Origin of the sequence: Paenibacillus arenilitoris (assembly GCF_014705655.1) — a bacterium.
GTDB lineage: Bacteria > Bacillota > Bacilli > Paenibacillales > Paenibacillaceae > Pristimantibacillus > Pristimantibacillus arenilitoris.
In genome coordinates, this window is the sequence record NZ_JACXIY010000019.1 from 1 (window position 1) to 24,165 (window position 24,165).

Consider the following 24,165-nt stretch of genomic DNA (forward strand, 5'->3'; position numbering starts at 1 on the left):
CTTTATTAATGAAATTAACAAGACACCAATGAAGACCGTAGATAGGCTATGCATTCAACTATGAATCTTGAGTACCGTCTATATAGTAACGTGGATCCCTTCATCGGACTTCCATTATCCGAGTGAAGCACGAGCGGTTGCTGACGGATCACACATTGCTCTCGAATGACGGTGCGACGAATCAACTGACTGGCATGCTCAGCCGACTCTTCCTCCCAAATCTCCCAGCCTACGATTTTACGGCTGTACAAATCCAATATGAGATACAGGTAGAGAAACAGCCCCTTTATAGGCCCCGGCAGCCAGGTAATATCCCACATCCATACTTCATTCGGTCCGGTCGCAGCATGGCTGGTAAGCGGCCTTGCTGTGCGCTTCTTGCTACGCCCGCGATGATGCTGTTGATTATGTTTATGCATGATTCGATAGAAGCTTGATTCGGAGGCGATATAGATGCCTTCGTCAGCCAGAGCAGGCACGATCTGGCTTGGCGGCAGGCTCCTGTTTTGCGGCTGCTGAAGAATATTCAGCACCTGCTGCTCTTCCGTCTCGCTCAGTTTGTTGACAGGCGCTGGCCGCATGGCGTTAGGACGTCCGTCCTTGGCGCCGCCTTGCTTACGCCAGCGTTGCAGTGTCCGCTGCGTCAGTCCGAGTTCCTTGCAAGCAAAGGCTTCTCTTGCGCCGGCGGCGACCGCCTCTTGAATCAGTGTGATAGCTTCCTTGCGATCTGAGGCACTGATCATTCGTCCTCTTGGTCCCCCCAAATCGCTTGGGCCTTTTTTCGCAGCACCAACAAGGCGGCTGCTTCAGCGAGCGCTGCTTCTTTACGTTTAAGCTCTCGGCTTAAGGCTTTGTTTTCTTGCTCTTTCGTGCGCAGTTCCTTCTGCAGCTTGCCCGCCTGCGCGGTAACTCCGCCATTGGCTTGCATACAGGCATCACGCCATGCTTCAACCTGCTCGACGAACAACCCTTTTGTCCGACAATACTCTGCTAACTCGATTTCGCTTAAGCTTGCCGTTTCGATGACGATGGCGAACTTCTCACGCGTGTTCCATCGCTCAGGTGACACATCACCGTTCATCGTCATCCCTTGGTCCTTCGCCGCCTTTTTCCATTTGTATAGCGTCGTCTCCGATAGACCGCTTTCCTTGGCAATCCGACTAACCGATTCGTTGTTCGGGGGCAGCATTCGTTGTACAATGCTCTGTTTCAACTTCTCATTCACTTGGTTCATTGTCTCTCACCTCGTCCTCGTTATCCCCACTATACTTTCATTTAAGGGGTACGACAACTATTCTGACAGAGGGGGACTGCCATGTCCCCATCGCCGCCATGCTGCCGCGCAACACTCACCATCCTTTCCTCACCGCAGCCGTCCTGCCATGCAACACTTGCCTTGCTATCCGCACCTTCACCAAGTTGCGCGCTCAACTGCCATGTCCCCATCGCCGCCATGCTGCCGCGCAACACTCGTCATCCTTTCCGCACCGCAGCCGTTCTGCCAAGCTCATCCCCGCTCTCGTAAGGAGTTGGCTTCTCCATCCTACTACCACGTACCCCGTTCTCCCCTCCGCATTCACTTAGAGTGGAAATATCCAGTCAAATAGCGAATACGAGCCTCCTTTGGAACGTTTGAATGGATTTCATACAGGCAAAAGCGCTTGAAACCCCCACATACATGCGAAATCCGTTTTTTTGACTGGAAAAATCCATTCAAACCCGCTCTTTGGGGACGATCTGTACCATTTGATTGGATAAAATACAGCCAAACGAATCAGAGCCGGAAATTGCCGCGGTACGCCGACCCGAGCCGACTCAACCCGAGCCGGGCCAAGTCAAGGAGCGAATCAAATGAAACCAGTAGGTAAGTATCGGAAAGGAGTGTGAAGTTGAGTGGTGGTGGGTGAGGGTGTGTGAGGGTGATGTAAAGTTGAGTGATGGTGTGTGAAGTGAAGCAAGTCAGGCAACGCATCCTACGGAACCAGTTCGAGCAAAGCCAACCCAAAGCAAGCAAAAGCTAGGCTATCCAACTCAACCAAATCGAAGGCCAGCCGAGCACTCCACTCCCCCCAAAGAAAGCGGCGGAGCTCCTACAGCTCCGCCGCCAATGTATCGTTACTTTTCCGCGCGCAGCTCGAACAGCCGCGCCGTCCTGCCGGCCGGCAGGCTCGCCCGCAGCGCGCCCTCCGCCGGAAGCCAGCGCCACGCCGTGCCTGGCGCTTCAGCCGGATAGGCGCAGCGCGCGGTCAGCTCGCGCCCCCGCCACCGCTCAAGCGGCAGCTCTACCTCGGCCGCCTCGCCGCCGGTGCGCCATACCGCGACGTAGACCCGGTCGCCGGCATGCAAGCCGAAGCTGACCCAGTCGTCCTGCTGCTTCGGCAGGCCGAGCGGCCAGAACGGCAGCGCTTCGGGAATGTCGGCGCGAATCGACTTGTAGTAGTCGAGCGCCTCCTTCACGAGCGCTCTACGCCGCGGGCTCAGCTCGGCCAAGTGCCCGCTCTGGTGCACGCGAAGCAGAAGCGCGTTCACCATGTTGAAGACGACCTCCTCGTCGTCGCCCTCGCGCAGCGGATACGACCAGACGGCGGATTGCTCGGGCGTCAGCGCCGCCGGCGAAGCCGCCGCGATCGCCGCGTACTTGACGTAATCCTCCTGGTCGCTCGTCGATTGAATGCTGTGCCGGCTCAGCATCGCGTAATCCATCCGCATGCCGCCGCTCGAGCAGTTCTCGATGACGAGCTCCGGATACCGCGCGAAGATGCGGTCGAGCCAGGCCATGTAAGCGCGGTTATGCCGAAGCAGGCCGTCGCCGACGCTGTCCGCGTCCGTCTCCGTCCCGATGCCGGCATTGATGTTGTAATCCATCTTGATGTACCCGACGCCGTAATCCTCAACCAGCCGCCGAATGACCTCGTCCGCATGCGCGATCACCTTCGGATTGCGGTAGTCGAGCTGGTAGCGGCTGCGGTCCTTCACCCGCTTGCCGTGCCGCATGAAGAACCAGCTGTCGTCGGTCTCCGCCAGCTTCGGGCTGTTGACGCCCATCACCTCGAGCTCCAGCCACAGGCCGGGAATAAGCCCCTTGCCGCGAATGTAATCGAGCACATATTTGATGCCCTCCGGGAACCGCTCGCCGGACGGCAGCCATTCGCCGACGCCGTCCCACCACTCGCCGGCTGCATACCAGCCCGCGTCGATGCAGAAATATTCGCACCCGACGTCGGCGGCCGCGTCGATGAGCGGCAGCAGCTTCTCCGTTGTCGGGTCGCCCCACAGGCAGTTCATGTAATCGTTGAAAATAACCCGAAGCAGCCGGTTGTCGTCGTTCGGCCTGCGGATAAGGCGGCGGTACGCCGTCAGCTGCGCAATCGACTCCTCGAAGCCTCCGGCGACCGATCCGACCGCCAGCGGCACCGATTCGAACCGCTCGCCCGGCGCGAGGCTGAGCCACCAATGATTGTCATGCTCCGTCGGTCCGCCGATCAGCACGGTCAGCAGATCCGACTGCTCGATAATCTCCCAATGCCACGAGCCGTTATGCTCGATTTGCCAGAACAGGCTCGTCCCGGCCTCCTCGTTCGCCAGCACCGCCATCGGAATATGCTCGGCCGCCGACCAGGAGCCGGTGTTGCTGCACGACACCCGCTTCGAGCCCCGGTCCTTGAGATGCGACATCCCGAGCTCGGGCAGCTTGTATGAGCGCCATTGCAGCTCGCTCTGCCAGCCGTTATGCGCCACGTACAGCCGCATCTTCTCGTCGCGATCCTGTGCGCCTTCTTTGTCGAGACCGGTCAGCGCGAACGACGAGACGTATTCCACCTCGGCCGGCGCTTCCCCTTCGTTCTCCAGCACGACCCAGCAGCGAACGGTTTGCACGCCGTTATAGAACTGAATGTGCTGCGTCGCCTTAAGGCCGGTCGCCTCGTCGCGCAGCCGGAGCTCCAGCTTGCGGCCGAGCGCTTCCCGCCTATCGGCATGTCCGTCGTAAACCATGCGCAGTCCCGGGTACGACGCCCGGTGCGTCCGGCCGTGGTATTCCGCGCGGTCCTCGCCGGTCAGCTGCAGCTCCATCAGCCGGAAGCCCGCCTTCTGGCTACCCCCGAGCATAGCCGGGTCATACGGCTGCGCGCCGAAATGAAGAAATAAGACGTCGCCGCTCTCCGTCACTTCAATAACGAGATGAAGGCCATTTTCAGCCAGTTCAATCCTCTTACTCATCGTTTGCCATCCTCTCCACAGTGAATTGCTTATTAAAAAAGCTTAACCCGGCACGGATATCGCGCCGAGTTAAGCTTCCCTCCTTATCGAACCGTTATTGCGCGGATCCGAATTGCGTCCAGGCTTGCTGAATTTCCGTGATCGCCTGATCCTTCGACTTGCTTCCGCCGATGTAGGCCTGCATCAGCTCGCCGAATTTTTGGTGGAACGTATCGAGCGAGTAGTTCACCGTCAGGTCGCCGGATTTTTCCGTCTTCAGAATTTCTTCCATTTGCTTCGGCATATCCAGATCGGGAAGCGGAGCGTCCTTGATCGGAGGAATAACCTTCGCTACGTCGGAGAACCAGCTTTTGCCGTATTCGGACGTGTACAGCCAGTTGAAGAACGCGATCGTTTCCTTCGCCGCCGCGGAATCCTTGTTGATGCGAAGCGCTTGGTCGGCGCCCGTCACGAGCAGCGCCTGCTCCGGCTTGTCGCTGACCGGATAGCCGACGATGCCGATCTCGATGTCCGGGCTGATCTTCTTGATCGCCTCTTCGTCCCATGCGCCCTTGCCCGTCATGAACGCCGCTTTGCCGGAGGCGAAGTCGCTCACTTCGGCGTTGCTGTCCCGCTCGAGCGGCTTGTTCGTGCCGTGCTCCACGGTCATGTCGATGAAGTTGAAGAAGTTGTCGTACAGAACCGGATGATCCTTGATCGTCGTTTCGCCGGCGATGAACTTGCCGACGAGCTCCTTCGGCGTCGTGCCCGCGTCTTCGGCGGCCGCGTTCACGAAGTTTTGGAAGATGTGCTTCCATACCCACCACTCTTTGTAGGCGTTGGCGAACGGCGTAATGCCCTTGGCTTCCAGCTTCGCGATCGCGTCCTCCATTTGGGCCGTCGTCTTCGGCACTTCGGTAATGCCCGCGTCCGCAAGCAGCTTCTTGTTGTACACCATGCTCATCAGGTTGCCTTTGACCGGAAGGCCGAGCACTTTGCCGTCCGAGGAGCTCATGTTGGTCTTCACGGCGTCGGTCATCGCCGCCGCAAGCGGCTCGTTCGTCAAGTCCGCGCTATATTCCGCGAACGTGTCGATATCGCCGCCGGCCGTCGTCTGGAACACGTCGGGCGTGCTGCCCGCCGCGATTCTCGACTTCAACACCGTATTGTAGTCAGCCTGCATAATTTCAAGGTTGATCGTCACGTTCGGCTTTACTTTTTTGTATTCGGCGATGTACGCGTTGAAGGCGTCCGTATATTCCGGCGATGCCGTGAACATGTTGATCGTCACCGGAGCGTTGGGATCCGCCTCGCCGTTGCCCGCCGCGCCTTCGTTTCCTGCCGTGTTATTTCCGCCGCAAGCCGACAGGATGCCGACGACGAGCGCCAAGCTTACCGACATGGAGAGAAATTTCTTTTTCATGGTCGTGCCCCCATTTCCCTTGTTGAATGTTGTCTACGGTGTCTATTGTAAGGAATCAGAAACAGGATAAGAATGCACATAAGTGAATAGTTAAGGGTAAAAAAGCGAAGTCCTTCAAGCCGGTTCGCTTTTTAGCCACTGCCGCCCGCTCGGTATTCCGAAGGGGAGAGCGAATAGTAATTGCGGAATGCCTTGCTGAAATAGTTTTTGTCCTTGTAGCCCAGCATTTCGGAAATGTCCTGGATCTTCAAGGAGGAATCGTCCAGCAGCTCCTTCGCTTTATCCATTCGAACCTTCTGCACATACTCGTGAATGCCACAGCCGAATTGCTGCTTGAACAGCTTCATTAAGTATTCCCTGCTCAAAAAGTATTTGTCGGCGAACATCGATATTTTGATATCCTCGAAATAATGATTGTCGATGTAGTCTTTAATATCCCCCGCATCGAATGGCTGATTCGCCTTCTGCGCCTTCCGGATTTCCCCGCCGTAATAGTCGACGATGCGCTGCAGCAGCTCCTCGTATTGCCCGATCGAGACGAAATCAGTGCAAATCCCGAGCGGGAGAAGCTCCTGCTCCCCTCTCATCGGCAGCCGCTCCCGCGCCGCGCCCAGCTCCAGCGCCGCGTCGTTCAGCAGAATGACGAGCTCGCGCAGCATCCGGTCGGCGTCGCCGAAGCTGAAGCCGTCCTGCGCCCGGAGACGATGCACGATTTCGAGCAAAATGGTCTTGGCGCTCTGCGGGTTGCCGTTCTCGAGAGCGCTACGGATCATCGCCATGCGGCCCGTCAGCGATTGCGACTGGGACTCCTTGGCCGAAGCCGAAGCCGATTGGCCCGCGCCGTCCGTCACCGCCGGCCCCTTCAGCTTCGCCAGGTCGATGCCGCTCACGGCCGCCTTCGCCGCCTCGTAGGAATCGGCGATCGCCATCGCGTCGGCATAGCTCGGACCGACCCCGATGGCGGCGATGATGCCCAGCAGCCCGTTCAGCGTCGCGGCCGCCTTGTTCATTTGCTGCATGGAGCGGTAGGCGATGTCCTCGCGGTAGCCGCCCTTCACCGTGAGGACGGCGATCAGCTCACGCTCCTGCTTCGGGCTGGCGAAGCTGAAGGCGTCGAAATGGTCGCCGGCGATCTCGTCGATGACGTTCGCTACCGCAAAATGCAGCAGATCGGTATCCCCGTGAAACCGGTTCTTGCGAACCTGCTCCAAATTAAGGACGCGCAGCGAGACCGCCATGAACCGGTTGCCCGGGTCGTCCGCTCCGATCAGGGGGAGGAACGCTTCGTTCGTCTGGCTCTTGAAGCTCCGCTCGATGATCGACAGGTACACCTTCTCCTTCAGGCGCGGAAGCGACATGTTCAGCGTAATGTTCCGGTTAATGAACTCGCTCTCCTTCCTGCGCTTCGCTTCCAGCACGTCGATCGCCTTGCGCAGCGATTGATTCAGGTCGGCTCGGTTCACGGGCTTCAGCAAGTAATCGACCACCTTCGAGCGGATCGCTTGCCGCGTATATTCAAAATCGTTATAGCCGCTGATCACGATCGTCAGCAGTTCCGGATAGTCGCGCTCGATGATTTGCAGCAGCTCCATCCCGTTCAGCTCCGGCATCTTCATATCGATCATCGCCAGGTCGATCTTGTGCTTCTTCAGCATGTCGAGCCCGGCCTTGCCGTCCGTCGCCTCCAGCACCTCTTCGACGCCGAGTCCCTTCCAATCGCCGAGTATACGTATCGCTTCGCGCAGCGGCTCTTCATCGTCTATGATAAGCACCCTATACATGATTCACACCTCCCCGCGGTAATAACATTTCCATTTCCGTGACCGTCTTATCCGTTCGGATGGCCAGCTCCGCTTCCTCGCCGTACAGGAGCCTCAGTCGGGTATGCAAGTTGACGAGGCCGATGCTCTCGCCCTCGCGTTCCCGCTCCTCCCAGCCGCTCCGGAACGACGCCAGCACCTGCTCGAGCCGCTCCTGCGTGAAGCCCGGCCCGTTGTCCTGCACCGAGATGACCGCGTATTCCTCCGTCAGCCTCGCGCGAATGCCGATCGTAATCGTGCTCGACACCTTCTCGAGCGCGTGCTTGATCGCGTTCTCCACGAGCGTCTGGATCGAGAGCTTCGGCATTTCCAGCTCCATGAGCGCCTCGTCCCAGTCGTAAGTCACCTGCAGCCTGGCGCCGAAGCGCGCCTTCTGCAGCGACAAGTAATGCTCGATATGCTTCAGCTCTTCCCTCGCCTTCACGATATCCTTCCCGCTGATGCAGTACCGCAGCGTCAAGGCCAGCGCGTCGACCATGTCGGCGATGTCGTCCTTCCCGTGCTTGAGCGCCTTCGTCGAGATCGCCTGCAGCGCGTTATACAGAAAATGCGGATTGATCTCCGCCTCGAGCGCCTTCAGAATGGCGTTTTTCTCCACCAGCTTCATCTTGTACCGCTCGTTGATCAAGTCGTTCGTCCTTCGGACCATCTGGTTGAAATGGCGCGACAAATAGGCGATCTCGTCCCGGCCGACCACCTCCGCCTCCGCGTCGAAGTCCCCCGCGCTGAACCGGTTCATCTGGAAGGACAGCTTCTTGAGCGGCCTTGTGATTGCGTTCGAGAAGTAGGTGACGAGAATGACGGCCAGCAGCAGAAACGCGACGCCGATGGCGAAGCTCAAGTTTCTCGTCGTCGTCGCCGCCTCGTATATTTGCGAATAAGGAATCGGCTTGACCAGCTTCCATCCCTCGCGCTCTCCCACGTCATAGACGACGAGATATTTCTGCTCCCCCATGGACCAGGTCAATCTGCCGTCGCCTCCGCCCTTAAGCTCTCCCGCGAGAGCCGCCTTCTCCATCGCTTCGTAGACCGAAGGCTCGTCCGCGTAGAAGGGCTCGTTATCCGGGCTCAGAAACAGCAGATGCTGGCCTTCGCCGAACGGAATGTCCTTCAGAATCTCATCCCTGACCGACGAGTCGTAATAAAAGGACAGCACCGCCTGCGGCTCGCGGGTAACGATCGAACGCAGCACGCGGTGATAGGCCATGAAGCTGTTCTCCGCTTGCAGGCTATAGCCCGGCTCCGCGCCCGGGAGCACGAACGACTGGTACGAGCGGTTGAACGGGCTCTTCATCGCCTTCTCGTACCAGGGCAAGCTCTCGACGACCGCGTCCGTTCCCGTCCGGACCGTAATGTTGTAGTTCTCCTTGGTCACAGCGTAGTACTTCTTCTCCTTGACGACGTACAAATAAATAGCCTCCAGGTCCTGCCGGGAATAATACAGCTCGCGCAAATAATCCTCCACGTACATTCGCGAAGCGTAATCCTCCGATTCATGGTTGATGGCGTGGACGATTTCGTCGTAACGGATTTGCGGCAGCGACAGCTGCTCCATGTCGGCCAGGTATTCCTCCAGATTCTGGTTGACGAGCAGCAGGTTGTTCGACGTGCTCGCGATGCTGCTTGCGACGGACTCCTTCTGCAGCATCTGGTACGAAATAAAAGTAAGCGAGCCGACGACGAGAATAATAATGGTCGTGAATAGCAAAATAAGCTTGTTCACGAGCTTTCTCGACAAGCGCTCGCCGATTCCCCTCGCGGCCTTTACGGCGCTATGCAAGACGGAGCTTGCTTTTCTTCCGACAACATTCAAGTTCACCTTTTTACCCCTAACTGTTTTGTTAAATCCATTTTTGCTCTCTGGCCGCTCCATTATAATACACATTATAGCCGAACCCGATTGGTTGTGTAGGCGGTCGGACTGGGGGTCCGTACACGAACTGCGAATAAAGAGAGGTGCTTCGATGTTTAACGCATTTGTAAGAAAGTGGAGAGAGAAGCTCGAATTCGGCATCTTCACCTTGCCGGTATTAATTTGTATCGCCGTCGCTTTCTATATCCCGTTCGCGATGACGATTCGCTATTCCTTGACGAAATGGAACGGCATTTCCAAGCATCCGACATTCGTCGGCCTCGATAACTTCAAGCAAATTTTCATGGGCGACGCGAACTTCGCGAACTCAGCGTGGTTTACGGTCAAATACGCCGTATTGTATATCGTGCTGGTGAACGTGCTGGCGATTCTGCTGGCCGTCGTGCTCGATATGAAGCTGAGAACGTCGTCATGGCTGCGGGCCGCGTTCTTCATCCCGTATATTCTCAGCCTGGTTATCGTCGGCTTCATCTGGAAGTTCATCTTCATGCAGGGGTTTGAATCGCTTGCGGAAAGCACGGGCTGGGGCATCTTCGAAATGAGCTGGCTCGGGGAGCCGGGGCTGGCGTTCATCTCGATCCTGTTCGTATCCATCTGGCAGTCGATCGGCTTCTATCTGGTCATTTACATCGCCGGCCTGCAATCCGTGCCGGACGATTTGAAGGAGGCCGCGACCGTGGACGGCGCCGGCCCGCTCAGACGCTTCTTCAGCATTACGCTGCCGCTGCTCGCGCCGTCGATCACAATTTCGGTCTTTATGGCGCTCACGAACTCCATCAAGGTGTTCGACGTCATTCTGTCACTTACCGGCGGCGGTCCCGGCGGCACGACGTACAGCATCGCATACGACATCTATCGCGACACGTTCCAGAACAACCTGTACGGCTACGGAACGGCGAAGGCGCTCATTCTGTTCGTCGCGGTGCTGATCGTAACGATCATTCAGTTGACGCTCTTCAAGCGCAGGGAGGTTGAGGCTTAATGAATAAACGCAGCAAAGCAAAGGCGGGACGCATCACGCTCGAGATCGTTATGGTGCTTCTCTCGCTCGTGTTCCTTTATCCGTTGTTCCTCGCCATCAACAACTCGCTGAAGAGCTTCGGCGAGGTCATGACGGACGTCATCGCGCTGCCGAAGCAGCTCGCTTTCGAGAACTACTCGTACGTATGGTCGTTCATCAACTATCCGAAGCTGTTCTTGAACAACTTCGTCATTACGGGCCTCGGGCTCGCCGGCATCATCCTCGTTTCCTCCATCGCGGCCTATAAGCTGGCCCGGACGAAATCGCGCTGGAGCGCGCTGTTGTACATGCTGTGCATTATGCCGATGCTCATCCCGTTCCAGTCGATCATGCTGACGGTGCTGCAGCTGGCCAAGAACATCAACCTGTCCGAAAGCACCTGGGGCCTCGGCCTGCTGTACTGGGGCTTCGGCGCCCCGCTCGCGGTATTCATCTACCACGGCTTCGTGAAGGGGATACCGCAGGAGATCGACGAAAGCGCGAAGATTGACGGCGCATCGGGCTTCAAGCTGTTCTTCCTGGTTATCTTCCCGCTGCTGAAGTCGGTCACGGCGACGATCGTCATCATCGACGTCATGTGGATCTGGAACGACTTCCTGCTGCCGCTCCTCATGGTGAACGGCTCGCCGGACACGAAGACGCTGACGCTGGCCGCGTACACCTTCGTCGGACAATACACGTCGGACTGGCAATACGCGATGACCGCGATGGTGATGGCCGTGCTGCCTTCGATCGTCGTGTTCATCTTCCTGCAGAAGTACATCGTCAAAGGCGTCGTCGCCGGCGCGGTGAAAGGTTAATGCAAAGACAAACAGCAGCTCCGTCGGCCATTCCGGCCAGGAGCTGCTGTTTGTCTTGTTACGGCGGCGCCTGCTTCCGCGCCGCAACGCCTACACCGCCCGTTAATCCCGATGACGGCTCCGGTTCATCGGCTCATAATCGGCGACGACCAGGATATCCGCATGACGCGCCGCACGGAGCAGCTTCTTCAGAATAGAGCCTCTTCGAAGCCGCTGCCATAATGTCGCTTTGGATTGGCCCAGGATAATCTGGGTAGCCTTGTATGCCTTCGCTTTGTCGACGAGAATGCCGGCGACGCCTTTGCGGTTTGTTGCCTTCAGAATCTCGAACGTTCCGCCGAGCCGGTTCGCCAGCTTTCTTATCGATTCCAGCCTAATGGCGATCTCGTCCGTCAAAGGCTCGTCGGCGGGCTTCACGCAGGTCACGTACCACTCCGCTTTGAGCCGGTGGGCGATACGAAAGCCCCGCCGTATCAATCGTTCCGCTTGGGGCGTTGATTCGACGCATACGTAGATCACTTCCTGGCGCCGCCAAGGCCCCCTGAGCGAGCTTTTGCGCTCCCAGGCTTCCAGCCTCTCGTCCACGTCGTCGGCAATTTCCCGCAGCGCAAGCTCCCTGAGAGCAATAAGGTTACCCGATTTGAAAAAATTGCCGAGCGCCTGATCGACTTTGTCCATGGCGTAAATTTTGCCTTCCCTCATACGCTCCTGGAGCGATTGGGGAGCCACGTCGATCAGCTGGACTTCGTCCGCCATTCGAAGAATATGGTCGGGAATGGTCTCTCTGACCCGGATCCCGGTAATTTGCTCCACGGCGTCGTTCAGGCTCTCCAAATGCTGCACGTTTACGGTGGAAATAACGGATATTCCGGCATCCAGTACTTCGATGACGTCTTCGTACCGTTTTTTGTTTTTGCTTCCCGGCACGTTCGTGTGAGCCAGCTCGTCGATCAGCACCGCCTCGGGAGACCTTTGCAGAATCGCCTCCGTATCGAGCTCTTCCAGATTCGCCCCCCGGTAGCTGTGGACCTTGCGCGGCATCGTCTCGAGATCGCCCACCTGGGCAAGCGTTTCCTTGCGTCCGTGCGTCTCCAGCAATCCGATTACCGCGTCAATGCCTTTGTGCAGCAGATCGTTGCCTTCTCTAAGCATCGTGTAGGTTTTTCCTACGCCGGGCGCCGCTCCGATGTATACTTTGAAGTGGCCCCGCTTGATTTTCTCCACTCTCTCCGTCATTTCCGTCGTGCTTAGGCGGCGATAAAGCTCGCCGTTCCTGGGGCTTCTCACCTTGACCGGCATAATTCGTTCCCCTTCGTGCTCCGCTCGGTCCGCCACAACGAACACATCGATGTTTCTCGTCTTGTTCGATAGATCATGGACGATCGAGCCTTGCCAAAACTCCTGCCATCTCGTCTGTTTGGAATGGCCCAGCACGATGCGGGTAATGCTATGTTCCAATGCGTATTTCACCAAAATTTCCGGAAGCTCCCTGCGCGAACACAAGGGCAGCTCTTCGAATGCGCCGCCGACTTTTTCGACCAATTTGACGATGGATCGCTTGAAGGCTTCCGCTTCCTTGCCCAGCTTCTTCTCTTTATCCACAAAAGTGACGACGAGCAGCTCGCCGTTCAGCCGTTTGGCGATTTGTTGGCCGCGGCGGACATAGATGGAGCCGTTCCAATGATATTGGGCGGAGACCAATATTCGTTCCGTTGCGCCGGAAGGTCCGACGAACCCCATCTCCTCCCGATGCTTCTCGAGCGTTTCGTTCACGTCTTCGGCAACCAGACGGAGAGCGAGCTCGCGAAGGACGGCCAAGTTGCCTCTTTTGAATACCGCCTTGTCTTGATTCAGGGGAGCGCCGCCGCCTGCCATGCGTCCCAGTATCGTCTCGGGCGTTACGTCGATCAGTCTCACTTCGTCCGCGAGGTCCAATGTATCCGAAGGAACCGTCTCCTCCGCTTCAATACCGGTCATTTTCTTCGCGATTCCGGCGGCGCCTTCCAGTTCGTACACGTTGACCGTCGTAATGACGCTAATTCCGCGGCTGCGAAGAAACTGAATATCTTCAAGCCGCGACGGGAATCGCGCATCGGGACGGTTCCGGTGGGCCAGACCGTCCACGAGCACCACCTCCGGATTCCGCCGCAGCAGCGCCTCCAGGTCGAGGTCTCTCCGTTCCTTGCCGTCCCTCGTCCAATGGATGCTCGGCACCCGTTCCAGATCGGCCCTTTGCTCCACCGTCTCCGGTCTTCGGTTCGTGGCGACCGCGCAAGTCACGACGTCAAGCCCTTGTTGTTTGAGCGCCTGCCCTTCCCGCAGCATATGATACGTTTTGCCGGAGCCGCTTACCGCGCCGATCAAAATTTTTAACCGTCCGTAATGAAGCTTGGCGATGGACTTTAAAATTTCTTCGGGCGTTTTCCGCTTGAAACTTTCCATTTATAACGTCATCCTTCGCGACTTGTAGGTTGCCTTCATCTCAGAACCATCGTGATGGCCGCTGACAAGAGCATGGCCGGAACGAACGAATAGATCAGTCTTTGTTTTAACATTTTATGCCGAGGCTGGCTGCTGTTCCCGAATAAGTACGACAAGAAAAGTACGGCGACAAAAATCGTAATAAACGAAAATGAAAATATCGTGATCATGAGAAAATCCCCTTCCGATGGGTGAACAAATGGAGCGAAACCGAACATCCCGCCCCCGGTATGGCATAGAAGGGGCGGGCGTTCTATTATTGATTCATTTTGGCATCCAGCTCTAAGTTTAATTTCAGCACGTTAACGGTCGGCTCGCCAAGAAAACCAAGCTGCCTGCCGGACGTATGCTTGCGAACCAGGTCTGCCAGCTGCGTTTCGGCAATGCCCGTCAATTTGCTGATCCGGGGAATTTGCGCCTCTGCGGCCTCCGGACTGATATGCGGGTCCAGACCCGATCCCGAGTTGGTGATCAGATCGATAGGAAGCTCGCCGACCGGGACGTCCGGATTATCGGTTTTCCACGCCTCGACCGCTTCCGCGGTCCGCTTGATCATATCTTCGTTGGAAGGCGCATAGTTTGGCGTGCCGGAACCCGCCCCGTTATAATCGATGCTGGACACCCGGCCGGTAAAGTATTTCGGGTCGGCGAAGGCTTGCCCGATCAATTCGGAGCCGACGAGCTCGTTATTCCGGTTATAAATCAAGCTTCCGTCCGCTTTGCCCGGCATCAAGCCTTGGGCAATCCCGGTGACGAGCAGATTGTACCCGAGCCCGAACAGCAGCATGAGAATCAGGGTGCATCTTACGGAAATTAGAAATAGGCTCATACTTGTTCCATCCTTTCTTTACACCCAGAGATGAATGACCATATCGATCAGCTTAATGCCGACGAACGGAACGAGCACGCCTCCGAGGCCATATATCAGAAGATTCCGCCGCAGCAGCTCCGAGGAGCTCATCGCTTTATAAGCGACCCCTTTCATCGCAAGCGGAATGAGCAGCGGGATGATGACGGCATTGAAGATCAGCGCCGACAAAATCGCCGAATTCGGAGAGCCCAGCTTCATGACGTTCAAAATTTCCAGCTCCGGAATAGCGAGCATGAACATCGCCGGGATAATCGCGAAATACTTGGCGATGTCGTTGGCGATGCTGAACGTCGTCAGCGCCCCTCTTGTCATAAGCAGCTGCTTGCCGATCGCGACGACTTCGATGATTTTGGACGGGTCCGAATCCAAATCGACCATATTCGCCGCTTCTTTGGCGGCAACGGTGCCGCTGTTCATCGCGATGCCCACGTCCGCTTGGGCGAGAGCCGGAGCGTCGTTGGTGCCGTCGCCGGTCATCGCGACCAGCTTGCCCTCCGCCTGCTCGCCGCGGATCACCGCGATCTTGTCCTCCGGCGTGCTTTCCGCGATAAAATCGTCTACGCCGGCTTCCTTCGCGATGGTAGCCGCCGTAAGCGGGTTATCGCCCGTACACATGATCGTTCTGATTCCCATTTTGCGCAATTCGTCGAAGCGCTCCCGCATCCCGGGCTTTACCGTATCCTTCAAATAAATGAGCCCGTAAATCGTATCGTCGACGGCTACGGCGAGCGGCGTTCCGCCTGCGGAGGCAATGGCGTCGCTTTTTTTATCCAGATCTGCCGGTATAACGCCTCCTTGCGACACGACCCACTTCTTCACCGCATCGACCGCGCCTTTGCGAACTTTGCGTCCGTCTTTCAGATCCATGCCGCTCATCCGGGTCTCCGCCTTGAACGCAATAAATTCGGCTCCGTCCGCCGCGGCCGCGTCATACGGAATGCCCTGCTTCTTCATCAGCTCGAGGACGGACCGGCCTTCGGGCGTTTCGTCCCGCACGGAGCCGATCGCCGCCCATGAACCCACGGTCTCCGCCGCGGCGTCCCCGACGGGGATAAACTCGCTCGCCATCCGGTTGCCGAAGGTGATCGTGCCGGTTTTATCGAGAATGATGGTATTGATATCGCCGGAGGCTTCGACCGCCTTGCCCGACATGGCGAGCACGTTGAATTGCGTGACCCGGTCCATCCCCGCGATCCCGATCGCGGAGAGCAAGCCGCCGATCGTCGTCGGAATCAGACAAACGAGCAAGGCGATGAGAACGGGGATTTCAAGCCGTATTTCCAAATAGTCCGCATAAAACGGCAGCGTCACGACAACGATCAGGAAAATCAGCGTTAAGCTCGTCAACACGGTGTTAAGGGCAATTTCATTCGGCGTTTTCTGTCTCTTGGCGCCCTCGACGAGCGAGATCATCCGGTCCAGGAACGACTCTCCGGGATCGCTCGTTATTTTTACTTTGATCCGGTCGCTGACGACGCGGGTACCGCCCGTAACCGAGCTGAAGTCGCCTCCGGCTTCCTTGATGACCGGAGCGGATTCGCCCGTAATGGCGGACTCGTCTACCGATGCAAGCCCCTCGACGACTTCCCCGTCGCCGGGAATCATCTCCCCTTGGGAAACCAGCACGATATCGCCTTTCCGAAGCTCGGCCGAAGGGACTTGCTTGATGTCGCTTCCGACCAGCTTATTGGCCGTTATTTCTTTTTTCGTCTTTTTCAACGTATCGGCTTGCGCTTTGCCCCTTCCTTCCGCCAGCGCCTCCGCAAAGTTCGCGAACAGGACGGTGAAGAGCAGAATCAAAGCGACGGCGACATTGAACCCGGTGGAAACGGTCCCTCCGAATGCGTCCGGCACGAAGATGAGAAACAACGTAATGAGGAAGCCTACCTCTACCACGAACATAATGGGGTTGCGGATCATTACCCTGGGATCTAGTTTATAGAACGCTTGCAGGATCGCTTTTTGGATCAAAGCCGCATCCATCATCGATTTTTTTGGACTCATCGTCGTCATTCCTCCAAATAAACGCTTATCTTAAGGCGTTAAAGTCAATTGTTCGGCAACCGGTCCAAGCACGATGGCCGGGAAGAACGTCAGCGCGCCCACGATCAGGACGGTTCCCAGAAATACGGCCGCGAACAAGCCCGTATCCGTCCGGAAAGTACCCGCGGTTTCGGGGACGGCTTTCTTCGCCGCCAACGATCCCGCAACGGCAAGCAAGGTGACCAAGGACAAATAGCGCCCCAGGAACATGACGATGCCCGTGGAAATATTCCAGAACGGCGTCGCGTCCCCCAATCCTTCGAAGCCGGATCCGTTATTGGCCGCCGATGAAGTATATTCGTACATCACTTGCGTCAGCCCATGATAACCCGGATTCGAGATCGTATCCGCATTCGTGAACAAGGCCAGCGCCGTCGGCGCCAGAATCAGAATCGGCGTGAACAGCATCGTTACCGCAATCAGCTTCATTTCCTTGCCTTCGATTTTTTTGCCCAAAAACTCGGGCGTCCGTCCTACCATAAGACCCGACAAGAAGACGGCGATCATCGTATACATCAATACGTTCAGGAAGCCCGCCCCCATGCCGCCGAATACCGTATTCAGCATCATGTTCGAGAGGGCGATCAATCCGCCGATCGGAGTCAGCGTGTCGTGCATCGTATTGACCGCGCCGGTCTCCGATGCGGTCGTGACCACGGAATACAAGGAGGATTGCGCGACCCCGAACCGGACTTCCTTCCCTTCCATGCTGCCTTGCTCGTGCTGAATGCCAAGCGCATTCAACGCCGGATTGCCGGCATACTCGGCGGTCAAGGAAATCCCGAGGAAGACAATGAACATCATCGCCATCGAAACGAATAAGACGCGTCCTTGCTTCGCGTTCCCTACCATCTTGCCGTAGGTGAACGGAGTGGCCGTCGTAACGAGCAGCATCAGCAGGATTTGAAGCATATTGCTTAAAGCGTTCGGATTCTCGAGGGGATGCGCGGAGTTTACTCCGAAATAGCCGCCGCCGTTATTGCCCAGCTCTTTAATGGATAGAAACGAAGCGACCGGCCCGCGGGCAATCTCCTGCGCCGCTCCTTCGACCGTTGTGGCAACGGCTGTCGGCTCCAGCGTCTGCGGAACGCCCAAGGCGATAAAAACAAGGGCAGCCGCAAACGAGATCGGCAGCAAAATCCGGGTAATGGAGCGCGTCAAATCGACAAAGAAATTGCCGAGCGGCTTGCCGGCCATTCCGCGAATGAACGCAATGACCGCGGCCAGAGCCGTCGCGGGAGCCGCGAACATCATGAATACGATGGCAACCATTTGAGAAAGATACGACAATCCGCTTTCTCCGCTATAATGCTGCAGGTTCGTATTCGTCATAAAGCTGATGGCCGTATTGAACGCCAAGGTCGGCTCCATGCCCGGAATCCCGCTCGGATTCAGCGGCAGACTCCCCTGAAACCGGAAGATTAGAAAAACAAGCAGGATCATGACGGTATTGCTCATCACGATCGCAAGCACATATTGCTTCCAGGTCTGGTTCTCCCTCCGGATGCCGCCAATGCCGTAGATGAGCTTTTCCAGCGGCAGAAACCATTTATCCAATCCCGTCGTTTCGTAATCAAAAGCTTTGGCCATGTACAGCCCCATTGGCCTCGCAAGCAGCAATACGAGCAAAAGCGTAATGCCGATCGAAATAGCGGTAACCATCTTAACGCATGCCTCCTGCTTCGTCCTTCCGAATGGAAGGTTGCGAAATTAAAATTTCTCCGGGTTAATCAATACGTAGGCAAGATAAACAAACATCGCGACGACGATAACGGCAAGTCCCCCTATCATCGCTTCTCACTTCCTTCCGAGATCACGCTTCCGGCCCAACTCATCAAACCGACCGCAATCGCCGCAAGAACAATAACGCTCGCAACCATTAAGGCGTCCAGCATCTGTATATTCGACCTCCTCATCAGGCTTCGATTAAATAGGAAACATCTTCACTGTTGGCAAAAACGACGTGGTTCGCGCCCAATCCCCGATACACCATCCTCGGATTCCCCCGATGGGAGATGACGTACATCGCCTTCGATGTCCATCCTCTGCAGATCTGAATATAACGGCAGCACAAGGGCAAGGAATCTTCGAAAATAAACACCTTCCCGATCGGGTAATCGGGTATGATCCAGCTATCGTGCTTTGTAGTATCCACGTAAATAATTGGTTTTACTCCCAAGCTTTCCATGCTTTTTTGCTGCCTGCTGCTGCTGACCAGCGCCGCGAACGGCAATTGCTTCGCCCTCAGCGTTCTGATGAAATTTTCCCCCGCCCGATTCGGAGCGGAGACCAGAATCCTTTCGTCATCTGCGTACAACATCCGGGTATCTCCTCCTGTTTTCTCTCCGGAGAGGCAACAAAAAAAGAAGCCTGCGCGAAGAGGGCTCTTCTCGCGGCTTCCTGCCGGCACGGAAAAGAAAACCGTGTCAGACCAAGCACGACAAAATCGTTGCCTCTCTCCATACGCTTACGAGGTTAGCTGTCGGATTCGGGCGTGAGAGTCGCCCTACCCGGAAGCGGCCGCGCTTCCGGGATTCACCCCATGGAGCCGCGAGCTTCTTATAGTTGAAGGCTCGCGTTCCGTCGGTTCCCCCGTTCCTTTTCCATTCAAGGACTCAGCGATAAAGATGTTTATCCCATCGTTTTTTCTGCAAATGGATCTTTACTTTTTCAAAAAAGGCAGCAAAAAACCACAGAGGTATAAACCCTGTGGTCAGCGTCCCGATCACAAGTTTCATCATCCTCTCTCCTGAGGCAGCGGCAAGCTGCCCTTCCACGCTTACGAGGTTAGCTGTCGGATTCGGGCGGTGAGAGTCGCCCTACCCGGTACGGAATGCCATGGTATCCGTACCGGGATTCACCCCATGCGATACGGCAGGCGGCTCTCACACCGCTCGCGCATCGCTTCAATGGTTCCCCCGCTTTCCTTGCCGGACAAGGAAATTAAGCGATCCTTCAAAGAAACTTTGTTTTTCAATTCATGAAATGAATCATACTCCCGCAGCTTATATCTGTAAAGAAATGCTATAGCTCAATTCAAGCTTATTTGGACGGCGTAGACGATCAAGCGGGATTCGATCTCCGGTTTGCTATTGAATGCTCTCTATTTCTTCGATTATCTAAAAAACGGAGCGAATCCCGTCATTTCGATAGCAAATAAATGATTCTCCCCGATGCATCCGCTTTCATTGCCCGGCGGCGCCTTAAACGACCCGATCCATCCTTGCATCGCGGTTTACTCCTCAAGTCCGTAAGCGTATATTCAACTCAAAAAAGGACGCAAGGAGATGAACGCGATGAACGGATACTCCGAGCCGTTATCCGGTATAAATGAAAATAGTATGACGAGCGACTGCAAGATCGGCTCCATGGAAATCTTTCGGATGGATGCCAAATGGTTCGGAGACGCGATTCCCGAACGCGACCGCGCATGTATGTTCGTTATATTTAAAATTTCAGGCGGCGGCGTCAGGGGCTGGAGCGAATCGATCCTGCCCTGCACGAAGCAAACCATGGATATCACGCATTGGGCGGCCGTCTTCATGAGGCTGAAAGGACTCTCCATCCCAGACGCCGTGCTTTACGCGCAAGGCAAGAATGAGGCATGGGGACAAGACAGGATGCAGCTCGCGCTAGCCGCGCTGTCGGATTTGGCCGGCACGCTCCAAAGCCGCCCGTCCGGGCCAAGAGACGTCGACGCCTCCTTGGAGCGTTCGTACATGATCGGCCTGTCGCAGGCTTATTTCTCGTTCTAGCTTCCGGCAGGCCCGGTCCCGATCGGCGTCTATTCGCTCTCGGCAATCAGCTGATCCAGCTTCTTCTGCCGCTTTCTCTCCCGCTTCCGGTGCTCCCGGTCCTCCTCGCTCAAGCACTTGAGCAGCGCGACGCACATGCCGCCAATAATGACGGCGAACGGAAGCGATGTCACGATCGAGGCAGTCTGTAGCCCGTTTAATCCCCCGCTGACCAGAAGGACGATGGCAATGGTCGATTGCAGAACGCCCCAGGTGATTTTCACCTTGTTCGTCGGATTCGGATTGCCCTGCTGCGACAGCATCCCTAGGACGAAGGTGGCCGAGTCGGCGGAGGTGATGAAGAAAATAACGATCAGCAGCGTCGCGATGCCGGAGGCGATCATGCCGAGCGGCAGCTGCTTCAGCGTCATGAACAAGGCGGAGGTCACGTCCTTCTCGGCGGCGGCCGCGAGCGGCACGTTCTCGAACAGTTCCATATGAAGCCCCGTACCCCCGAATACGGAGAACCAGAGGAAGCCGAGCAAGCTCGGCACGAGCAGCACGCCAAGCACGAACTCCTTGATCGTTCTTCCTCTCGACACCCTGGCGATGAAGGTGCCGACAAAAGGCGCCCAGGCGATCCACCAGGCCCAGTAAAACAACGTCCAGTCGCCGATCCACTTGCTCTGCGAGAACGGAGACAGGCGCAGGCTCATTTGGATGAGGTTTTGAACGTAGAAGCCGAGCGTCGAGGTCAACGTATCCAGAATAAAGGCGGTCGGCCCGACCAGAAAGACGAAGACGAGCAGCGCGAAAGCAATCCATAGATTGGTCGTGCTCAGCAGCTTGATGCCCCGGTCCAAGCCGGTTGTCGCCGACAGCATGAACAATACCGTCACGATCGCGATAATCCAGATTTGCGGGCCGGTACCGTTCCTGAGGCCGAACATCGCGTTCAAGCCGCCGTTGATTTGCAGCGCGCCGAGGCCAAGCGAAGTTGCGACGCCGAAGGCGGTCGCGATGATGGCGAGCGTATCGATCGCTTTGCCGATCGGCCCTTCCGCGCGCGGGCCGAGCAGCGGATAGAAGGTCGAGCTGATCAGCCCCTTCCGCCCTTTGCGGAATTGATGGTACGCCAGAATCAAGCCGACAACCGTATAGATCGCCCACGGATGCAGCCCCCAATGGAAGAAGGAGTAACGCATGGCGACGCGGGCGGCCTCCGCCGTCCCCCCGGCCACCCCCTCCGGCGGGGTAAGGAAGTGCGACAGAGGCTCGGCTACGCCCCAGAATACGAGCCCGATTCCCATGCCCGTGCTGAACAGCATCGCGAACCAGGCGAATAAGGAATAGGAAGGTTCATCGTCGTCGTCGCCGAGCTTGATCCGCCCGTATTTGCCGAAAGCAAGCGCGAGCGAGAAAATAAGGAAGCCGAACATCGCGAGCAGATAGAACCAGCCGAACGAATCGATCGCAAATTGAAACACTATCGCTGCCGTATCGGCCAGCTGAGACGGCATGAAGGCGCCCCAAAGCACGAATACGACGATAATCGCCACCGAAATATACAGGACCACTTTCATTCCCCCTTATTCCGGTAGCTTTCCCTCCGAACGGCAAAAATATAGAGCATCCGCAGCGGATGCTCCTTATTATTCGCCTTATTCGATCAGCCCGGCCTCTCGAGCGAGAACCGCTCCCCGAGCTTCGCGTAATCGCTGCCGGCCAGCCGGCTTACCGGCTTCAGCGCCGCCGCGTCGATGCGCCCGTTCTCGTATAGCGACTCGTCGACGTGGAACCGTACGACGCGGCCGATGAGCAGGTCGCAGGCGGGCGATTCGTCCGTGCCGCCAAGCGGCAGCGACCGCTCCAGCACGCATTCCATGCGGATCTTCGCCTCCGCTACGCCGGGAACACGGATGTTCTCGCTCGGCACGGCCGTTAAGCCCGCCAGCTCCGCCTCGCTCTTCTCCGGCGGCAGGCTCGCGGCCGTTACGTTGATCGCCTCGATATATCGCTCGTCGGCGATATGGACGACGAACTCGCCGGCGTCAGCCGCATTCCGGGCCGTATCCTTCTGTACGCCGCCCGGCTTGCGCTGAACCGATACCGACACCATCGGCGGGTTCGCGGTTACGATATTGAAGAAGCTGAACGGCGCCGCATTCCATACCCCTTCGCCCGACAGCGTCGTTACGAAGGCGATCGGCCGCGGAATGATGCCGCCGATCAACAGCTTGTAGTTGTCCTGCGCGCTCTGGCTTGCAGGGTCAATCGATAGGACGCCCATCGTCTCCATCCTCTCTCGCCTCACCTGGCGTCAGAACGTTTTTTTGAACCAAGCTTCCGCAGCGGCTACCTCGGTGCCGGTCAATTGATGGCCGTAACGCTCCCAGTGCACCTCTACCGAGGCGCCAGCTCCGCCGAGCAGCCGCTCCAGCTCCTCGGTCTCCTGCGCCGCGCAGATCGGATCGTTCGTACCCGCTCCGATGAAGATCGGCACCCCGGCAAGATCCGGAATGTCCGCGCCGCGATCCGGAACCATCGGATGATGGAGAATCGCGCCTCTTAGCGAGCCTTTATGGTGGAAGAGCAGGCTTCCGGCAATGTTGGCGCCGTTGGAATAGCCGACGGCTACCACGTTCGCGCGGTCGAAGCCGCGCTCCGCCGCCGCGTCGTCCAGGAACGCATGCAGCTCCTTCGTGCGGAACCGCAAATCCTCGATGTCGAACACCCCTTCCGCCAGCCGGCGGAAGAAGCGCGGCATGCCGTTCTCCAGCACGTTCCCCCTTACGCTGAGAACGGAGGACGCGGGCGACAGCCGGTCCGCGAGCGGGAGCAGGTTCCGCTCCGTTCCTCCCGTACCGTGCAGCAGCAGCAGTACGGGTGCATTCGGATTATCGCCTTGCTTGAATATATGCTTCATTGTTTATCCTCCTCCAATACCCGGACCTCGAACGGAGTCAGCAGCTGCTCGATCTGGCCGCGACTGGCCTCGAACCATTCCGGCAGCATCAGCTTCTCGCCGAGCTTAGCCGGTTCTTCATCACGGGCAAAGCCCGGGGGATCCGTGGCGATTTCGAACAGGATGCCGCCTGCTTCGCGGAAGTACAGCGCTTTGAAATACTGCCGGTCGACGATCGGCGTAGGCTGATACCCGCTGCCCGCGACATGGCTTCTCCAACGTTCGTGCTCCTCGTCGTCTTTCGCCCGCCAAGCGATATGGTGAACGGTGCCCGCTCCGCCGTGGCCGGCCTCCATCCGCGTCACGTTGACGTCGATCAGGTTGCCGATATCGGCCGTCGATTGAAAGCGCATATAGGCGCCCTCCTGCCCGACTTTGGTCAGCCCCATCACGTTTACGAGCAAATCGGCCGTCTGTGCGGGAGCGGTGCTGTACAGAATCGCGCCCCCGAACCCTTTGATCGCCTTATCGGCCGGCACGCCGCCGAACGACCATGCGCTCGCTCTGCCCTCGCGGCGTTCGACGATTTCCAGCTTCAAGCCGTCCGGATCCTCGAACGCCAGATACGTCTCGCCGAACCGCGTCGTTACTTCCGCCGCGACGTTCAGCTTCGCCAGCCTTTGCTGCCAGAAGCCGAAGGCGCCTTCGGGCACGAGGTAGGTCGTCACTCCGACCTGTCCGCCGCCGATGCGTCCCTTCCGCGATTGCTGGAAAGGGAAGAACGTAATGATCGTGCCCGGGCTGCCCGCCTCGTCGCCGAAGTATAGATGGTACACCTCCGGAGCGTCGAAGTTGATCGTCTTCTTGACCAAGCGAAGGCCAAGCGCGCCTGCATAGAAATCGGCCGTTCGCTGCGCATCCCGAACGAATGCCGTAATATGGTGAATACCCGCTGTTGGTGTTGTCATGACTTCCACTCTCCTCGTTTTTATCGAAC

Annotated in this window: 20 protein-coding genes and 2 riboswitches; of the genes, 3 read left to right on the top strand and 17 right to left on the bottom strand. The window is 57.2% G+C overall.

Going from position 1 to position 24,165, the window contains the following annotated elements:
- Window positions 1–14 precede the first annotated feature (14 nt).
- From IDH41_RS16715 to IDH41_RS16740, 6 genes are all read right to left on the bottom strand, one after another.
- Complete coding sequence (locus IDH41_RS16715; protein WP_190862986.1) at window positions 15–743, bottom strand: DDE-type integrase/transposase/recombinase; 729 nt, start codon at window positions 741–743, stop codon at window positions 15–17.
- The gene (locus tag IDH41_RS16720) at window positions 740–1,234 is read right to left on the bottom strand and encodes a transposase (RefSeq protein WP_190862988.1); all 495 of its coding nucleotides are present in this window, start codon (window positions 1,232–1,234) and stop codon (window positions 740–742) included. The genes IDH41_RS16715 and IDH41_RS16720 overlap by 4 nt, the downstream gene beginning before the upstream one ends.
- Before the next feature lie 881 nt (window positions 1,235–2,115).
- Window positions 2,116–4,218: a glycoside hydrolase family 36 protein gene (locus tag IDH41_RS16725; RefSeq protein ID WP_190862990.1), complete on the bottom strand. Its 2,103-nt coding sequence runs from the start codon at window positions 4,216–4,218 to the stop codon at window positions 2,116–2,118.
- Between the two features lie 94 nt (window positions 4,219–4,312).
- Complete coding sequence (locus IDH41_RS16730; protein ID WP_190862992.1) at window positions 4,313–5,620, bottom strand: ABC transporter substrate-binding protein; 1,308 nt, start codon at window positions 5,618–5,620, stop codon at window positions 4,313–4,315.
- A 131-nt stretch (window positions 5,621–5,751) separates the two neighbouring features.
- Window positions 5,752–7,401 (bottom strand): response regulator transcription factor, encoded by a 1,650-nt coding sequence (locus IDH41_RS16735; RefSeq protein WP_190862994.1) that lies wholly within the window; start codon window positions 7,399–7,401, stop codon window positions 5,752–5,754.
- Window positions 7,394–9,253 carry a sensor histidine kinase gene (locus tag IDH41_RS16740; RefSeq protein ID WP_397328131.1) on the bottom strand — a complete coding sequence of 620 codons (1,860 nt, stop codon included), beginning with the start codon at window positions 9,251–9,253 and terminating at the stop codon, window positions 7,394–7,396. Before IDH41_RS16740 ends, IDH41_RS16735 begins: the two co-directional genes overlap by 8 nt.
- Window positions 9,254–9,404: 151 nt before the next feature.
- Here IDH41_RS16740 and IDH41_RS16745 point away from each other — a divergent pair, with 151 nt between their 5' ends.
- Both IDH41_RS16745 and IDH41_RS16750 read left to right on the top strand, forming a co-directional pair.
- Window positions 9,405–10,295, top strand: coding sequence for a carbohydrate ABC transporter permease (locus tag IDH41_RS16745; protein WP_190862998.1), 891 nt, complete (start codon window positions 9,405–9,407; stop codon window positions 10,293–10,295).
- Entirely contained in the window at window positions 10,295–11,134 is an 840-nt protein-coding gene (locus tag IDH41_RS16750) for a carbohydrate ABC transporter permease (protein ID WP_190863000.1), read from the top strand. The genes IDH41_RS16745 and IDH41_RS16750 overlap by 1 nt, the downstream gene beginning before the upstream one ends.
- A 102-nt stretch (window positions 11,135–11,236) precedes the next feature.
- Here IDH41_RS16750 and IDH41_RS16755 read toward each other — a convergent pair whose 3' ends face one another.
- The 7 genes from IDH41_RS16755 to IDH41_RS31810 form a co-directional block, all read right to left on the bottom strand.
- Window positions 11,237–13,576: a universal stress protein gene (locus tag IDH41_RS16755; protein WP_190863001.1), complete on the bottom strand. Its 2,340-nt coding sequence runs from the start codon at window positions 13,574–13,576 to the stop codon at window positions 11,237–11,239.
- A gap of 295 nt (window positions 13,577–13,871) precedes the next feature.
- Window positions 13,872–14,444, bottom strand: a complete 573-nt coding sequence (kdpC, locus tag IDH41_RS16760) for a potassium-transporting ATPase subunit KdpC (RefSeq protein WP_190863003.1) — start codon at window positions 14,442–14,444, stop codon at window positions 13,872–13,874.
- Window positions 14,445–14,462: 18 nt separating this feature from the next.
- Window positions 14,463–16,490, bottom strand: a complete 2,028-nt coding sequence (gene kdpB / locus IDH41_RS16765; protein ID WP_190863005.1) for a potassium-transporting ATPase subunit KdpB — start codon at window positions 16,488–16,490, stop codon at window positions 14,463–14,465.
- A 30-nt stretch (window positions 16,491–16,520) separates the two neighbouring features.
- Entirely contained in the window at window positions 16,521–18,191 is a 1,671-nt protein-coding gene (gene kdpA, locus IDH41_RS16770; RefSeq protein ID WP_190863007.1) for a potassium-transporting ATPase subunit KdpA, read from the bottom strand.
- 48 nt (window positions 18,192–18,239) lie between these two features.
- Window positions 18,240–18,320, bottom strand: a complete 81-nt coding sequence (gene kdpF, locus IDH41_RS32155; protein WP_190863255.1) for a K(+)-transporting ATPase subunit F — start codon at window positions 18,318–18,320, stop codon at window positions 18,240–18,242.
- A 124-nt stretch (window positions 18,321–18,444) separates the two neighbouring features.
- Entirely contained in the window at window positions 18,445–18,849 is a 405-nt protein-coding gene (locus tag IDH41_RS16780) for a hypothetical protein (protein ID WP_190863009.1), read from the bottom strand.
- 128 nt (window positions 18,850–18,977) lie between these two features.
- Window positions 18,978–19,160: riboswitch (cyclic di-AMP (ydaO/yuaA leader) on the bottom strand.
- A complete protein-coding gene (locus IDH41_RS31810) occupies window positions 19,145–19,267 on the bottom strand; it encodes a hypothetical protein (protein WP_263364587.1) in 123 nt (40 codons plus the stop codon). Its footprint overlaps the riboswitch before it by 16 nt.
- Before the next feature lie 23 nt (window positions 19,268–19,290).
- Window positions 19,291–19,489: riboswitch (cyclic di-AMP (ydaO/yuaA leader) on the bottom strand.
- 336 nt (window positions 19,490–19,825) lie between these two features.
- Here IDH41_RS31810 and IDH41_RS16785 point away from each other — a divergent pair.
- Entirely contained in the window at window positions 19,826–20,284 is a 459-nt protein-coding gene (locus IDH41_RS16785; protein WP_190863010.1) for a hypothetical protein, read from the top strand.
- Window positions 20,285–20,313: 29 nt separating this feature from the next.
- Here IDH41_RS16785 and IDH41_RS16790 read toward each other — a convergent pair whose 3' ends face one another.
- The 4 genes from IDH41_RS16790 to IDH41_RS16805 form a co-directional block, all read right to left on the bottom strand.
- Entirely contained in the window at window positions 20,314–21,840 is a 1,527-nt protein-coding gene (locus tag IDH41_RS16790; protein ID WP_317890764.1) for a glycine betaine uptake BCCT transporter, read from the bottom strand.
- 92 nt (window positions 21,841–21,932) lie between these two features.
- Window positions 21,933–22,553: a flavin reductase family protein gene (locus tag IDH41_RS16795; protein ID WP_190863256.1), complete on the bottom strand. Its 621-nt coding sequence runs from the start codon at window positions 22,551–22,553 to the stop codon at window positions 21,933–21,935.
- Window positions 22,554–22,583: 30 nt separating this feature from the next.
- The gene (locus IDH41_RS16800) at window positions 22,584–23,189 is read right to left on the bottom strand and encodes an alpha/beta hydrolase (RefSeq protein WP_190863014.1); all 606 of its coding nucleotides are present in this window, start codon (window positions 23,187–23,189) and stop codon (window positions 22,584–22,586) included.
- Window positions 23,186–24,136 (bottom strand): ring-cleaving dioxygenase, encoded by a 951-nt coding sequence (locus tag IDH41_RS16805; RefSeq protein ID WP_190863016.1) that lies wholly within the window; start codon window positions 24,134–24,136, stop codon window positions 23,186–23,188. The genes IDH41_RS16800 and IDH41_RS16805 overlap by 4 nt, the downstream gene beginning before the upstream one ends.
- Between the last annotated feature and the right edge of the window lie 29 nt (window positions 24,137–24,165).